We start from the raw sequence: 15,510 nt of genomic DNA, 5'->3' as shown, positions 1-15,510 counted from the left end.
GTTCTTTTTAAAGCTTTATATTTAGGTCCCTTCTAATTGAACCTAAGAGATTTATTACTAAAATAATGATTTTAGAATTCAGCAAACTTAAAAAAAACCCATAAGTTCTAGAATATCATTTTAGAGAACTATCGATAATTAGAATAATAAGTAGTGAACTTTAATCTTTTCACTAAATCTGATTTCTTTTGAAGAGATAAATTAATTTCTTTATTCAGATTTCAAATCAATTTATCTTTTGGTACTTTTTTGGCCATTAGATATGCAGATTCATAATCCCTATAATAATTTCTTATTTCTTTTAAAATTTCATACCCAAAATTTTTATAAAGATTAACTGCGGCATCATTTGACACTCTTACTTCTAAAAATAATTCATTAACACCATGTTCTACCATAGCTTCAATTGACCGCTTTAAAAGCATTTTTGCTATTCCTTTTCGACGATATTCAGGTTTAACTGCTATACTAACAGTATGCCCCTTTTTTCCCCTATGAAAAATCGAATAATGACTTAAACCAGTTTCAACGCGTGCCATTGTGTACCCAATTACTTGTTCCCCAATTTTAGCTACTATGAATGCTGATGGTAATTCTGAATAAATTGTTCGAAAGAATCTTTCTGGATAATTTTCTGGTAAGCATTCTCTATTAATCTCAATAACTTGATCCAAATCTTTTAACTGAAATTGTTGAATCAGTATTGGAGTCTGTTCGGTCATAATTCTTCTCCTTCACGAGCAATCTCTTTCATTTTCCTTCGATAAGTAGCATATTTGTCATGAAGTGAAAATTTAGGGGGATATGCACTTCTGAAATATGTTTTGCATTTTTCACACATTTTTATTGATTGATTAATAGTATATGTGCAATCACATTTTCTTAAGAGTCGCATTCTTACCCCATTAGTTTCGAGTTAGATTATTTTCGTTTAAAGGAAACTTCAGCATCATATTGTTTAAAGAATTCCGTAGCCCCATCTTGGAGGTCTTTCCAAATTGTTTCAGCTGATTTCCAATCATTACTTTCAATTACACAGCGATATTCAGGTGGAGAAATAATTTGAATTAAGAAATTTGATCCTTTAAATTTTTTCGAGAAATTTTTTTCATAAGATTTGAAGAAATTTCTTATATGAAGCGCTCCATCAGCTTCGTAACAGGTGATATCTATGTACCCAAATAATTCAACTTTGGGTGGTTCCAATTCTTTCACTGCAAGTTGGTAAATCTCTTCTGCAGCTTCCTTTGGAATTCCTATTTTGGTTAAAATGTCAACACTGCCTTCTCGGGCATTGATTAAACCATCATAAATAGAACCATACTCGGTCATTATTAGCTTTTCAATCTCTTCAGTTTTAATGTTGGATTTTTCACAGGCTACAGCGACGATTCCTCTTGCACGGTTTTCTTGCTTGAACTCATTCAGTTTAGCTCGTTTTTGGGGTTCTGAGACTCTTCGTATTGACATATCAATCTCTCCCCTTGCTTCATCAACCCGAAGTATCTTAACTACTGCTTTTTGTCCTTCTCGTATGTGACTTCGAATATTTCTTACCCAAGTTCGACTTAATTCAGAAATATGGACAAAACCTGCCTCTGAACCTAATTTTTCATAATCAAATATTTCAAAATAAGCTCCATGAGGAGTTAATTTAGTACATGTTCCGATTACAAGCTCATCGACAGCAGGAAAATTAACTTCCATTCGATATCGCCTATTCTACTCTAATACCTCAATTATTTCTGCAAATATTTCAACTTTTCCACTACGAGGTTGTGTTAATTTCTTTCCGCATACACGGCAATCTACTGAAGTTGTTGCATGAGAAAAAATCTCTTGAACATTTCCACATTCACATTGAATTTTAAAGAATCGACTACGAGGTTGAGGGACGTAATTTTTCTTCATTGTATTTCACTTGAAGTTGTTCTTGTGTTATTTTCAATAATACGAGCTACAGATTTAGCAATTAATGCTTTTGCATTCTCTAATGGTAGGTATGCCACATTATGCTTTTTTAAGGGTCCATACCGCCTATTATCTGTACCAATAAATTGGTCAGTATCAGCGAGAATTCTCACTGTTATGTATGTGACAGTATTATTATTAATCTCGCCATTTTTGTCGATTTGATCTGTATCTTGGTCTGGATCTTCCTGTAAACTCATGTTAGGAGAAATATCCTGAGTATAAAAATTTGGTTTCTCGATGCTTAATGTATTAATCGATTTCTGTAAATTCTCCACTAATTTTTGTTCTCCCCAAGTTAAATAAGCTGTCTCTATTGGTAATTCATTAATAATCGAATTTAATATTTTTTGAAGTCTAAGTTTGGTAAGATCCTGACGTAAAAATTCGAATCGCTCAATAATTAGATCATTTAATTCTCTCCATTGTACCTCAGAGGAAGTTCTATAAATCTTAGCTAATTCACTATCTATGGAAATATAAAAATCAGAGGGGATTTTTTGAAGCGAATGGCTTTTCCTCTCCTTTCGCCATAGGTCTAAAAGATCGATATAATCCATCCAATCACTTCAAGAATATTAAAGAGGACTCCTCAAAATATTATTTAGTAAAAGAATGATTTCATTATAATCTTTATTGAATTAAGGATTTTACTTCTATTTTAAGATATTAAGACATTATCCTTTTTTTATGATAATTTATAACCTTTGATGATTGTATAAAGTGAAGCCACCGGCGAGATTTGAACTCGCGACATCCTCCTGATTGTTTGCCATTACCAAGCTAGGAACAAATACCAAGGAGGCGCTATAACCTAGCTAAGCCACGGTGGCTAAAGTTCTGTACTAAAAATTCTTTTTTAGTAAAAATTATTCTAATTCTCTCTCCCATCCTACACATTTAAAACCATTGTGACTAAATAATAATCTTTAACTTATGTCCTCTTCTTTCTAGTCCTTCTAAATTCTTTTTACTCGAATATTATAAGGAGAACAAAAGGATGTTAAAGGAAATCCATTAGCTAAAGAAATAAAAAGAATATTGTAAAGGAAGGTAATTATTCTTAATTTTTTAAAAAAGGTAACTCGGATGATTGGTATTATACTTATATCCTTTTCATTATTCCTTCTCCTTATTGCTTCCTATTTTGACATCAAATATCGCGAAGTTGCGGACTGGGTTTGGTTAATAATGATTTTTGGAGGGATTATTCTTCATTTAATACAGATACTTACATTTATCCTTAATAAAGAACCATTTTTTAATTATTTCATAAACTGGAGTGGAAACTTAATCGTTGCAATTATAATCGCTCTAATTCTTCTTTTGGGAGGGTTATGGGGAGGTGCAGATATGTTTGCATTAATAGCTATTGCTGTTTGTTCACCAATGACAGTTCCTGTTTTTATTCTAGGTGATAATAGAGTTGAAGTACTAATAAAAATAGTACCCCGTAGTTTTTCTTTATTGTCAAATGCTATCTTGCTTACTGTACCGGTACCATTTATTCTTTTCTTCTATAATTGCTTTCATTTGTTAATTCAGTCTGATTTATATAAGTTTCAACAAGAATCTCTGAAAAGTAAAATAGCTGTTTTATTTATTGGATATCCACGAAATACGGTTAAAATTAGTGCTGAAATGGAAACTAAGCCATGGCATTTTGACTTTTTAGAAGAATATGATCAAGATACTGGTTGGAGAATAAAATTTCGATTAGGTTTAGATAATCCTGAAAATGATTTTAAGCGAAAAAAATTAATTATTACTTCTATAAAAAACACAAAGAAACAAACTATCTGGGTTCAACCATCCTACCCCTTTATTCTAATCCTTACACTTGGCTTCATCACAGAAATTCTTATTGGAAACATCTTATTTATTACTTTGAGTTATTTAATCCCTTAAGAAATCTATGATCGAATTTATAATACCATTTAAACAGGTCTTAAATCAAAATTAACTAACCTTAAATGTTAATGAGCTAGATTTATTAATATTCAATATTGAAATGAATTTAAGGAAATGAAAAGCGAGTTTATACAATTAACTTGCAAGTTATTTACAAGGAGCTATAATTATTGATTGATCCTAGGAGATTTGACACAGTACTAAGCAAGATCATAAAAAGCGAGCCAGGTATTAAGAAAGTCATTCTTGTTGATCGAACTGGTCTCACTATCGCTCATGTTTCGAAATTCAGCTATGTTTCAGTTGATGTAGACGGGATCGGAGCCATCGCATCCGCAGTATTTATGGCTTCAGCAGAACAAGGATCAAACCTAACAATTGGTGGATTAGACATTGTTACGTCTGAATTTGATACAGGCAAAATCTTTGCTAGCGCATGTGGTAGGGGTATTTTAACAATCATTTCGGATGCAGACGTAAATATTGGTATGATTCGCTTACTAATGAGAAAGGCGAATGAGGAACTAAGTTCAATTTTAGATGAATTTTTGGCTGGAAGACCAACACGAAAGATAACAGGAACACCCTCTGCTGTTCCTGAGGTTCGTACGAGCTTGGAAAAAGATGAATTAGAAGCAGCATTGCGTGAATTAGAAAAATTCTGAAAAATCTTCTTTAATCTACTCCTTTTCTTAATGGAGAAGACTTGGATGCGAAAAGATGCTGAAGGTCGACAGAGATTTAAAATTGTTTTCTATGGACCTTCTCTCTGTGGAAAAACTACCACACTTGCTTGGTTATATAAAATGGTTGATGGATTAGAGAAGGGAAAATTCACAAAAATCGAAGATCCAATGGGAAGAACGCTGTTTTTTGATTTTGTGCCAATGCAAGCAACTAAAGGAGTTGTATTTGATGTATATACGACAGCTGGACAAGAGAGACATAAAAACCAGCGTAAAATTGTGCTTCAAGGAGTTGATGGAGTCCTTTTCGTTGTAGATTCGAGTGCTTCACAACTCAATGAGAATATAGAATCCTTCAGAGAACTAAAAATGCATTTAAATGATCAGCTTGGCAAAAATATACCATTAATTATAGCTTTAAATAAAAGAGATGTCCCAGATGCAGTCTCAAAAACTGAGCTCATAAAAAAACTTGAATTGAACAATTTTCCGATTTATGAAACCGTTGCTACGACAGGTATTGGTATAAAAAGAGCATTTCAATCTCTTGCAAGAGAAGTTCTAATGACACAAATTTATTTTGAGAGAAAAGGAAATTAAAATATTTAAAAAAAATCCAGATAATTTCCTAGGAATTGATTATAGCGGTCCAACCTTTTATTTCAATTATCTTTGCCATTGCAGGTAAGCTTTGTCTTAATACTTCGAATGCTTCCTCACGATTATTATAGGGCGAATTTTTTAAGAATCTTACTTTCACTGATTTTTTTTGTTTCAATTGATCTTCTAGCTCTTCTATCAAGTTTTCAGTAATTCCTTTCTTTCCGATTTGAAATAGAACTGGTTCTTGTGTAAATTCGGATTTCCTTTCTTTCTTAATCTCTTTCAATTACAATCCCATATTTGAAGTTGCTTCCAAATTTTAACTAAAAATATTTACTCTTTTTTATAGCTTTCCTAAAGTATAAATGCCCATGGTATTATTAATCTTCAAATATTATTAGTATATTCCACAGCTATTTTATATTATTATTCTAGAGGTATATAATTTATACAGGGTCTTCTAGGTGAAAATGGATATAGTTAAATAGAAGATTGAGAAAAATGCAGTTGCATATCTCAATTTATTGATTCGATTCAGATTATCACTCATAAAACCCTTTAAAACGTAAAAAAGGAACTTCCATCTGACTAAAAGGCGTTATTAAGATGTATATCCCAGATTCTGAAACAGACCTCCAAATTCATAAAGAAATCATTGAGGTACTGGAAGCTTTTGTTAGTAAACTCCCAGCTATCGATTTTGCCAGTGTAGTTTCTTTAGAAGGATTACCAATTTCTTCATTCCCTCCCATATTACCACAAGGATTAGATGATGTTCGTATTGCAGCAATGACTGCCGCTATATTGAGTTTAGGAGAGAGAGCAGTTATGGAAACAGGTAAAGGAGAAATGAGTAGGATATTAGTTGAAGGAGACAGTGGTTATTTGATTTCAGTACAAGCTGGTACAAAAGCTGTCCTTACTGCATCAGCAAATCGAACTGTCAAATTAGGATTATTGTTCCTTGATTTAAAGGAAGCTGCAAGAAAAATAGGGGAAATTCTCGGATAAATTTCCTTAATCATCCAAAGTTTTTATTATGCATCATATAGCATATTTTTCATTCGTTGAGCCTTATTTCTATAATATTCCTGATATTGATGGGAAGTTATTTGTCGGGCTTTTTCAGCAGCAGCTTCATAATACATGAGAGCACCCTCATAATTCTGTGCGATTTCCTCTATCTCCCCGATTTCTCCACTAGCACACATTACCCCTAAATTATCACCAACCTCTTCTGAGAGGTCAATAGCTTCCTTCAAATACCATTCTGCTTGCGATTGGCTAGAACTATCCCCTTGTTTGAAGTATATTTTTAATATTTTTGCAAGGTTTATTTTTGACCGAGCTAAATTTTTTCTGTCATTCCTTTCTTCAGAAAGAGAATGAGATTTCTCGAAATTTTCCATTGCTCGTTCTATCATATTCATTCGATAATAACATTCTCCAATATTTGAATAAGCATTCACCACAAAATTATGTTTATTTGCTTTCCTAGCCCTTTCTAAAGCTTGAATAAATTTAGATGATGCCTGTTCAAAAAATTTCTGTTCATACAAAAGAACTCCTTCTGTACTTAGTACATTTTCCTCAAGCATAGGATCTCCTAATTGAGATGCTAATTCCCAAGCTTTATCTAGCTGTTCTTTTGAAGCATCATAATTCTTCAATTGTAAATATAATTCAGCTAATGCAAAAATGGCGTGGAATCTTCCATTGCTATCAGATAAAACATCAAAAATACTTAACGCTTTCTTAAAACTATCACTAGCCCTTTTTGGATCTGTTCCTGAAAGCTTTCTCCCCTGTTCAATTAAATCCCATGGCCTTTCTTCGATGCTGTCCGCTAAGATTTTCCATTCACTTTTACTTTTGGCAGAGATTATAATTTTACTTCTCCACAAGTTTGGTTTATCAAATAACTCATCAATATAAGTTAACAGAAGATTACTGTCTTCTCCCGCCTTTTCGGACAAACTTTTTGGTCCAATTGCACGTAAGTTCAGATCACCTTCAGAGAATTCGAATAAAACTCCAAGGGGTATTGATTTTTGCTTTTGGTCACCCCATTTTCTTCCAACAACCATTAGGAAATTTGATGGCAAATAATTAACTTCATTGCGTGTTACCTCTTTCAAGGCTATAATCCATGTATAAATTGTCTCAAAAAAGCCTTTAATATATCTTCCTTTAAATTCTGGATCCCAATCAACAATTGAGGCAACATCAAAAAGTTCTATTATTTCATCCTCAACACCACCTAGAGAAAATACGACTTTCCATGTAACCATTAATTAATACACCTTTCAAAAGTATTAATTTGATAAACCAGTGCTTTTTTACTTCTATCTAAGACATTCTTCATTTCGATCATTAGATTATTTAATTATTACCTATTAAAGAATCATCTTCATTAACTTATAGAATCCACCTTTATTTATTGTTCAAGTTCTTTAATTGACAATTTTTTATTTTTACTGCGATCAGAATGGTATACATTTATAGATTGGAAAAAATCCCTTTGAAGAATCCTCAGAAATTTTTGGTAAAAAGATTTTTTCTAATTCCAATATCTGGGAAATTTTTTGGAATTTATGGTAACCTTGGTGGAAAGATTCTTCTTCAAAGTAATCTGCAATAAAATAATCCTTTCTGAAAAACCTTAAAATATCTCTTTCCACTGTATAACCCTTCTATTTTCTTGAATTAAATAATTATAAAATAATGATTGTTTTTATCATGTTTGAAATTTAATTATTATGATTCCAATCTTTTTTTGATTATCATTTTTTCTAAGATCACTTATACTAATTAAATTATTGCCTATTATAATGCTCACGATTATCCTTAAGCTCATTTACAAGATTAGCAATCGGTATTCGTTTCTGTTCCATTGAATCTCGGTTCCTAATAGTGATTTGATTGTCATCTAATGTGTCAAAATCAATCGTAACACAATAAGGGGTTCCTATTTCGTCTTGACGACGATAACGTTTCCCTATCGATCCGCTATCATCATAATATACAACGAATCGCTCTTCTTTTAGTTTTTCATATATTTTTCGTGCAATTAAATTAATTTTGTCATTCTTTTGTAATGGGAAGATTGCTACATCATATGCAGCAAATCTTGGATGAATTTTCAAAACTATTCGTTTCCTACCTTTAACAATATCTTCCTGATAACCATCTGCAATTAGAGTAAGTAATATTCTACCTAAACCAACTGATGGTTCAGCTACTACATAAGGAATATATCTTTGCATTCCTTCTTCAGTATCTTCCATGAATTCTATTTTAACATTGGAATATTCCTTATGTTGTTGAAGATCATATTGAGTTCGATTTGCACAGCCTAAAAGTTCTTTCCACCCAAAAGGATATCTATATTCAATATCCCATGTATCTAACGCATAATGGCTAAGTTCTGACTCCATGTGCTGTCTTAAACGTAATTTTTCTTCTGTAATAGCTAAATTATTGACAAACCATTCAAAAAATATTGTGAGCCAATATGCTTGCCATTTATTTTTAAATATCTTTTTTTCCCATGCCTTTTGGGCGTTTAAGCGCTTGAATTCAACTTTATCCCCTTTTTCTTGAGCAATTTTATCACGAATATTGATTTCTCTTCCTTTAATATCATCAAATTGAGGACACTCATTAATTTTATCTGGATTCGTGAAATATTCAAATTCCATCAATTCATATTCTCGTACTCTAAATAAGAAATTTCTAGGTGAGATTTCATTTCTAAAAACTATACCTGATTGAGCTATTCCAAATGGCATTTTAACCCTAGTTGAATCAATAACATTTTTAAATCCTGAAAAAATCAACTGAGCGTTTTCTGGTCTTAAATAGGCGATTGAGGAAGTGTCTTCTGTAGAACCTACCTGTGTACTGAACATTAGATTGAAAATAACTGGCTCTCCTAAAGTTCCCTTGCATTCAGGGCAATATAACTTCTTTTCCTTAGCAATCACCCACATCTGATCAACAGTTAAGTTTTCAGTTTTCAGATCTAATAGATCTTCAATAAGATGATCCAAACGATGTTTCTTCATACATTTACCCTGACAAAATACTAAGGGATCATTAAAGCTGGAAACATGTCCTGAAGCTTCCCAAACCTTCGGATGAGTTATAATAGCTCCTTCATAACCCACGATATCCTCTCGATTTCTTACAAAATCGTTCCACCAAGCTTCCTTTATTCGGTTTTTAATTTCCACACCTATAGGACCATAATCCCAAAATCCTGCTAATCCTCCATAAATATTCCCAGTCAAATGTGCTATACCAGTTTTATTTGCATAGGCTATTATTTTTTCAAGAAAAAGTTTCATTTCTTTGTCTATATCCACGGAAATCGCCTTTAATTATCAAGCTTCTAGTATTAAATTGAATTAGATATTTAATTTATATTTAATTGGAAGGAGTGATTCATCAAATAATTTAATTAGGTTTGATCAAATTATTTGGAATCTTACTTTCATTTATGCAAAATAAATTGTGATGAAAAAAATTAATCTATGATTAATTGTCAAACTTCCTCCCAATATTGGATTTTTCCAGCTGTAAATTCCCTCATTACCAATTTTGCAGTTTCTAAAAGATTTAATAACCCTCCCTTGGATTTCATGCCCCTTAAAGCTGCAATTTGCTTTAGAATTTCCTCATTAGATAAGTTTATTGAAGTAATTCCGTAATAATTGACAAACCCAGAGCTATAATTTTCTCGGATTCGATCTATAAAAAAATTTACTGTACCAATAGGATCATCTAAATTATCGATTGAATATGCTCCTAAAAAAACTTGTAGATCGTCTTCAGGGTAATCGAAAGGGATCACTCCAGGTGTATCGTAAATAAGGATCCGTTGTGAAATTCGTATTAACTGAGGACTACGAGTTACTCCTGGTTTTTGTCCTGTAACTGCAACATGCTTTCCACGAAGAATATTTAATAAACTACTTTTTCCTGTATTTGGTACTCCAACTATGGATAAAATATTTTCTTTCTTTTTTTTTAAATATCGTGGGATTGCATTCCTAAATATTTTTGTTCCTTGACGCTCTCTTGAAGATATATAATATGTCGGAAATTCACGATTATACTTCTTTTTGGTTTTTTCGCTAATTTGATAGGGGATTAAATCACATTTGTTTAAAACTAAGATTAATGGAATATTTTGTTTTTTAGCTTCTTTCTCAATTGAAGAAACTCTTGTGAGATTTGGAATCCTAGAATCTAATACCTCAAGAATAAGATCACTATTCTTTATTAATTCAAAAACTTGTCTTATTTCTTTTTTCCTTCTAATCATCTGAGCTACCCATTATGCTAAATCTATTGATTTTTAAATTTCTACCAATTCAGAGATAAAATTATTTCCAACATATTTTCCATTTAACAAAGTCATTTAAGTTTATTTTAATTTAGGTAAATCAACGTGTTAGGTAAGCAAATGATGCTTAAATTAAGTAAATTACTAATTAGTAATTTTCTAATGCCTTAATTATAAGGATGATAACTAAAATGACAACAGAAAAAGATTATTTAGCTTCTTTAAAACGTGCGAGAGAAAATCTACCTGCACATATATTCGAAAAATCCAGATTTGAAATACCACAAGCGGATGTTTTTCAAGAAGGAAATAAAACTTGGATCACTGATTGGGGGCGAATATTAAAGGTTATAAACCGTGAAAATGATGCGGATCACTTAGCAAAGACTCTTGCAGGAAACTTCGCCACATCTGCAACTGAAGAACGAGGACGTCTAATGTTACAAGGTAAATTTTCTCGATCTATGATAAATAGGGAACTTTCCACTTATGTGAAGGAATTCGTTATTTGTGAAGAATGTAGCAAACCTGATACAAAACTTGTTAAGGAAGGACGGATTCTTATAAAAGTGTGTGAAGCCTGTGGGGCCCGTGTCGCAGTTAAATAATAAATCTGAAAAAAAAAATAATAGTCCTCGTGTCTTTTTTAAAATTCATCGAAGAGCTAAGAATGAAATTTTAGCTATTTGTGACGAAAATATCTTAGGAAAAACGCTTTTTAATGAAAAATCATCCATGCAAGTCCCCTCAAAATTTTATAAAGGCTCAGAAATTAGCGCTTTTGAAGCTCTCCAGTTGATGAAAAGCTATAACAATATTAATATAATTGGTTCGGTTATTAATCTAGGATTAGAGAAAAATCTGATCTCAGAAGACGCAGTGATTTGGTTCTCAACCAAAGATGGAGATAAAGTGCCTCATCTTCTCATTTTTTCAATGCCATATTTGTGAAGGAAGATATTTAAATGGATTCTCAATGCATTATATGTGGCAAAAAAGAAGAATTTTTTAAGCACCAATGCAAAGAATGTTACATTGAGGCTAATCCACTAATAAGAGAAAAAATTAATCTTAAAATTGTATCCTGTATCCATTGTGAGTTAATTTTTATAAATGGACATTGGAAAAGTTTTTTCCTCGCAGATGTTGGCTCCCAAAAAGTAGATTCAGCTCTATCAAAATATATTGTAAAAGAATGGAAATTTAATTATCGTCCAAAAGATATAATTCTTGAAGATGTCCATTTAAGCTTCAATGAAGACAATATTCCTATAAGTATTATAGGTAGAATTCATTTTTTCGCTAACCCTGACATATTTAGTCCTTTAATAGAATTTAATGATAATTTTGAAGCTGATATAAACTGGGGGGATTGTCCTGATTGTCGTGAGAGATTCACTGATGTATATACCTCTAAAATCCAAATAAGAAGTCAAAAGGATGAGTCTGAGAACACATTGAAACAGTGGGCCTCAGAAATTGAAAATTTGAGTTCAAATTTCCCTCAATCCAATGGTAAAAATCCTTTATCAAAAATTTTATTTGTCAAAAATGGTTTAGACGCTCTATTTCAAACGAAACCTTCTGCGAGCAATGTTGGAAGAATCTTCGCTAAATATTATAATGGAATAGTAAGTATCACTACAGAATTTTCGGGATTTGATAAATCAAAGTGGAAAGAATATCCCAGAATACCTGTTGTACTTATTAATCTACCTCCTTTTGAGACTGGTGATTTTATTCTTATTAATGACAATTTTTTACAAATAATTTCATCAGGAGACGGAAAAATTGAGTATTGGGACTTTAAAAGGAAAAAATTAGAAAAAATTCCTATAAAATCCTTTATTGAAGGGAATCCTAAAAAGGTAGACTTAGATCTCACAAAATATCAATTAATTAATATTGATCCAAAAGAAAATTTGGGACAAATTATGGACATGTTATCTTTTGATCTGTCCTATATTGATACTTTTTATATCGAAGATATTCAGGAAGGTGATGAATTTAGTGGTATAAAGTTTAATGGGATAGTTTTTAGAAATATGAAACAAAAATTCGTCTTTGAAGAGAAAAAAGGTGTTAGGATTTGAGCCAGGGCATTGAGCTGAGAACAAGATTGCTATTAATTGAAAACGCAGCAAAGATCATCTTATACTATCAAAAAAATCAGGTCTCATTAAGAAATGCAATGAAGATATTTTCTATTATCTGGGAGGATGGAAATCAGGAAAATTATTCCCAAGTTCATCAGCTAGTTTTTGAAACAGTCAGATTTCAAAATATTATTAATCGATTAATTCATTTATACGTTCAAAAACGGATTAATTTTAAAATTCCAGTGTATATACGAAATTTATTAAAAGTTATAACCTATATTCTAATTTCAGATACTTATAAGAAGGATTCAGAGTGGATTCAATCATGTAAACAAATTATTGATAAAATAAAGCATCCTCAACTGACTAATTTATTAGAAAATTTAATTTCCAATCTTTTAAAATGGGATAGGGATTCTTATTTACAATTAATTCAAAACAAAGAAGAAAGACTAGGAGTTGAATTTGCACATCCAACATGGTTAGTCCGTGACTATATCAATTTTTATGGATTAGAAACCACAAAACAAATAATAAAGGCAGGAAATCTTAATCTCCCATTATATTTAAGATTAAACTTATTACATTATGATAAATCTGAAATTTTAGAAAGATTAAGTTCTGAAGAGGTTGAATTTAAAGAAGATCCTGATTTGGATGATGTTATTAAGGTCATCTCATGGAAAATTCCTATTCCCCGTATTAATTCCTTTAAAAAAAATTTCTATTACGTTCAGAATAAAGGGTCTGCTCTTGTTTCCCATATAATCGATCCAAGGCCCCATGAACTAATTTTAGATGCATGTGCAGCTCCAGGAGGGAAAACAACTCATCTTGCTTCTTTACAACAAGATTCAGGTAGAATAATTGCTATTGATAACAACATAAGGCGTATGAAAGAATTAAAGAAAAAAATTGAATTATTTGATCTAAAAAGCATAGACCCTGTTATATCTGATCTAAGAATCCATCCAAATTTCAGTTTTAGATTCGACAAAATCCTTATTGACGCACCTTGTTCAGGATCTGGAACTTTTTCCTCACGACCTGATTCAAAATGGCGTGTTGACCGACACCAAACAAAATGGTTGAGTGATCTTCAATATACTCTCCTTTCAAATGTTTCTACTGTTCTTAAAGACGATTCTAATAGTTTCATTGTTTACTCAACATGTTCACTACACCCTCTTGAAAATGAGCATGTAATCCATAGGTTTCTACAGAATTTCCCTAATTTTGAACTAAAACCTCAAAAAATCATAGTTGGTGTTTCAAGTCCTCAATTTCCTTTAGGTCAAAGACTCTTTCCACATATAACCCAAACTGATGGTTTCAGTATTTTTAAACTGGGATGGAAAGTTTAGTTAAAAAATTCCATCAGATTTATCTGACCAGAAGCAAGTTCTTCGAGATTTATATCTAGAGCTCCCAATAGCTGATCAAATGTTGATTCAATCATTGATTTGTATGCTTTCACATCAGGTTTGATATCTTTCGTCATTAACTCAACAGGAGTTACATGATCACCTTCCTTTGTTTTAACAAACCTAATTAATTGTCCTGCTTTGATAAATCCCTCATTATATTTTTTTCCATTGTGTTTTGACATAAATCGAGATTGATAATGATTTTCTAGCTGACGAGCTGCTTTTACATGTTGTGAATTTACTTTGTATGATCCTAAAGGTTGAGTAAGCTGCATAGTTATTGAGAGATCCTCTGGAGAGTATTGATTCTTATCCAATTTCACATAAATAGTTTTTATTAACCCTTTAACTTTTTCTTTTGCCTTTGAAAACTCTTCAAGATTATTTACTTGAGATAATATATGCAATACCTCATTAAATCCATCCTGTAAAAATGGAGGAGTATTTCGTTTTTTACCCATTAATCCCTTAACCTCAACACTTCCATCCTCATAAACTCCGAAATAATTCTTTTTCCGTTGAGAAAGGACTACATATTTGTATACTTTTTCCATTTCAAGTCCTACTTCTAATTCTTTTTTACTCCATTGTATAATCTCATTAATTTTCTTTTTAGGAGGTGAAAGAAGAAAGACTGAATCTGTATCTCCATATAAAACTGTAATGTTTAAACTTTCAGCTTTTTCAATAGTCTTGTTTATTGCATCACGACCAAAAGCAGTTGTAGAGTCAGCAACGGGTAAACAATACAACGGGAATCGATCACTTCCTAGGACACCATACGAGGCATTGATCAAAACTTTCAGACTCCTTTCGAGTATTTGGAAAAAGTTTTTTCGGCCCAATTCCTCCTTGGAAGCAGGTTTAAGCCACATCACACGAATATCTTTTATAAATCCAATTATGTCAGCCATAATCCCACGATTCTTATTACAAACCCAGTAGCTAGTTTGTGGGACTATATTTTCTTTACATTCAACATGATTGCATAGTAAAGTTTCATAGCTGAGGTTTTTAGTCCCAATAATAGAGGGATACAGTGAAGCAAAGTCCAATACTGCAACATTAAAATGAATACCAGGAACAGGATCTATTACTTTAGCACCTTTGTACTTCTTTCCCTTGATTATTGCTTCTGTACTAGTTCCACCACCTTTTAATAGATGAATATCACTTTGATTGGGGATGAAATAACCTCTTCGACGGTGTTCATGGTAAAATAGGCTTTGTACCCAATTTGAAACACTTGTACGTACAAGATCATCAATTGGCATTCTTGAAATTCTAGCAAGTATAAATATCAGATTTAATGGAGTATTGTTATCATACAAGATGAGATCTCTTGTTATTCGGGCGTCTCTTAAACAATATCTTATTAACTCCCATTCTGTAAGCTCAGCTATTCCTTTAGTTAAAGAGATTTTTCCAACTCCTAGCAGGGTTGAAGCGATGGCATCTAAAGT

18 protein-coding genes and 1 tRNA gene are annotated in these 15,510 nt (G+C 31.9%); 8 read left to right on the top strand and 11 right to left on the bottom strand.

The genetic code is table 11. The features are described 5' to 3' along the window. Positions 1–221 precede the first annotated feature (221 nt). From rimI to ACWVCY_RS12560, 6 genes are all read right to left on the bottom strand, one after another. A complete protein-coding gene (gene rimI / locus ACWVCY_RS12585) occupies positions 222–722 on the bottom strand; it encodes a ribosomal protein S18-alanine N-acetyltransferase (RefSeq protein WP_455143179.1) in 501 nt (166 codons plus the stop codon). Next, a complete protein-coding gene (locus ACWVCY_RS12580; protein ID WP_455143178.1) occupies positions 719–895 on the bottom strand; it encodes a nucleolar RNA-binding Nop10p family protein in 177 nt (58 codons plus the stop codon). The genes rimI and ACWVCY_RS12580 overlap by 4 nt, the downstream gene beginning before the upstream one ends. A gap of 26 nt (positions 896–921) precedes the next feature. After that, positions 922–1,707 (bottom strand): S1 RNA-binding domain-containing protein, encoded by a 786-nt coding sequence (locus ACWVCY_RS12575; RefSeq protein WP_455143177.1) that lies wholly within the window; start codon positions 1,705–1,707, stop codon positions 922–924. Between the two features lie 15 nt (positions 1,708–1,722). Then, entirely contained in the window at positions 1,723–1,911 is a 189-nt protein-coding gene (locus ACWVCY_RS12570; protein WP_455143176.1) for a 30S ribosomal protein S27e, read from the bottom strand. After that, positions 1,908–2,531 (bottom strand): DNA replication complex subunit Gins51, encoded by a 624-nt coding sequence (locus tag ACWVCY_RS12565; RefSeq protein WP_455143175.1) that lies wholly within the window; start codon positions 2,529–2,531, stop codon positions 1,908–1,910. The genes ACWVCY_RS12570 and ACWVCY_RS12565 overlap by 4 nt, the downstream gene beginning before the upstream one ends. 167 nt (positions 2,532–2,698) lie before the next feature. Next, a tRNA-Thr gene (locus ACWVCY_RS12560) sits at positions 2,699–2,804 on the bottom strand. Between the two features lie 256 nt (positions 2,805–3,060). Between ACWVCY_RS12560 and ACWVCY_RS12555 the strand changes: the two genes are divergently transcribed. The 3 genes from ACWVCY_RS12555 (at position 3,061) to ACWVCY_RS12545 (ending at position 5,168) form a co-directional block, all read left to right on the top strand. Then, positions 3,061–3,879: an A24 family peptidase C-terminal domain-containing protein gene (locus ACWVCY_RS12555; protein ID WP_455143174.1), complete on the top strand. Its 819-nt coding sequence runs from the start codon at positions 3,061–3,063 to the stop codon at positions 3,877–3,879. A gap of 173 nt (positions 3,880–4,052) precedes the next feature. Continuing rightward, the gene (locus tag ACWVCY_RS12550; protein WP_455143173.1) at positions 4,053–4,547 is read left to right on the top strand and encodes a roadblock/LC7 domain-containing protein; all 495 of its coding nucleotides are present in this window, start codon (positions 4,053–4,055) and stop codon (positions 4,545–4,547) included. Between the two features lie 45 nt (positions 4,548–4,592). Next, the gene (locus tag ACWVCY_RS12545) at positions 4,593–5,168 is read left to right on the top strand and encodes a GTP-binding protein (RefSeq protein ID WP_455143172.1); all 576 of its coding nucleotides are present in this window, start codon (positions 4,593–4,595) and stop codon (positions 5,166–5,168) included. 28 nt (positions 5,169–5,196) lie between these two features. On the opposite strand, the gene ACWVCY_RS12540 is transcribed toward ACWVCY_RS12545, so the two are convergent. Then, a complete protein-coding gene (locus ACWVCY_RS12540; protein ID WP_455143171.1) occupies positions 5,197–5,457 on the bottom strand; it encodes a YhbY family RNA-binding protein in 261 nt (86 codons plus the stop codon). A 320-nt stretch (positions 5,458–5,777) separates the two neighbouring features. Between ACWVCY_RS12540 and ACWVCY_RS12535 the strand changes: the two genes are divergently transcribed. Further along, positions 5,778–6,182 carry a roadblock/LC7 domain-containing protein gene (locus tag ACWVCY_RS12535; RefSeq protein ID WP_455143170.1) on the top strand — a complete coding sequence of 135 codons (405 nt, stop codon included), beginning with the start codon at positions 5,778–5,780 and terminating at the stop codon, positions 6,180–6,182. Between the two features lie 26 nt (positions 6,183–6,208). Here ACWVCY_RS12535 and ACWVCY_RS12530 read toward each other — a convergent pair whose 3' ends face one another. From ACWVCY_RS12530 to ACWVCY_RS12520, 3 genes are all read right to left on the bottom strand, one after another. After that, positions 6,209–7,462, bottom strand: coding sequence for a tetratricopeptide repeat protein (locus ACWVCY_RS12530; RefSeq protein ID WP_455143169.1), 1,254 nt, complete (start codon positions 7,460–7,462; stop codon positions 6,209–6,211). 525 nt (positions 7,463–7,987) lie between these two features. Continuing rightward, a complete protein-coding gene (locus ACWVCY_RS12525) occupies positions 7,988–9,538 on the bottom strand; it encodes a glycine--tRNA ligase (RefSeq protein ID WP_455143168.1) in 1,551 nt (516 codons plus the stop codon). 179 nt (positions 9,539–9,717) lie between these two features. Continuing rightward, the gene (locus tag ACWVCY_RS12520; RefSeq protein WP_455143167.1) at positions 9,718–10,500 is read right to left on the bottom strand and encodes a GTPase; all 783 of its coding nucleotides are present in this window, start codon (positions 10,498–10,500) and stop codon (positions 9,718–9,720) included. 212 nt (positions 10,501–10,712) lie between these two features. Here ACWVCY_RS12520 and ACWVCY_RS12515 point away from each other — a divergent pair, with 212 nt between their 5' ends. From ACWVCY_RS12515 to ACWVCY_RS12500, 4 genes are read left to right on the top strand one after another with little or no spacing between them, the layout of a single operon-like run. Continuing rightward, positions 10,713–11,129 (top strand): translation initiation factor IF-2 subunit beta, encoded by a 417-nt coding sequence (locus ACWVCY_RS12515; protein ID WP_455143166.1) that lies wholly within the window; start codon positions 10,713–10,715, stop codon positions 11,127–11,129. Continuing rightward, on the top strand, positions 11,113–11,472 hold the full coding sequence (locus ACWVCY_RS12510) for a DUF424 family protein (RefSeq protein ID WP_455143165.1): 360 nt from the start codon (positions 11,113–11,115) through the stop codon (positions 11,470–11,472). Before ACWVCY_RS12515 ends, ACWVCY_RS12510 begins: the two co-directional genes overlap by 17 nt. Positions 11,473–11,486: 14 nt before the next feature. Next, complete coding sequence (locus ACWVCY_RS12505) at positions 11,487–12,614, top strand: NMD3-related protein (protein ID WP_455143164.1); 1,128 nt, start codon at positions 11,487–11,489, stop codon at positions 12,612–12,614. Continuing rightward, on the top strand, positions 12,611–13,984 hold the full coding sequence (locus tag ACWVCY_RS12500) for an RsmB/NOP family class I SAM-dependent RNA methyltransferase (protein ID WP_455143163.1): 1,374 nt from the start codon (positions 12,611–12,613) through the stop codon (positions 13,982–13,984). The genes ACWVCY_RS12505 and ACWVCY_RS12500 overlap by 4 nt, the downstream gene beginning before the upstream one ends. Here ACWVCY_RS12500 and ACWVCY_RS12495 read toward each other — a convergent pair. Beyond that, positions 13,981–15,510, bottom strand: a 1,530-nt coding sequence (locus tag ACWVCY_RS12495) for a DNA polymerase domain-containing protein (protein ID WP_455143162.1), incomplete at its 5' end; no start/stop codon positions are given. The genes ACWVCY_RS12500 and ACWVCY_RS12495 overlap by 4 nt on opposite strands.

Source organism: Candidatus Hodarchaeum mangrovi (assembly GCF_975850365.1).
This window is presented reverse-complemented; position numbering and strand designations above follow the sequence as displayed.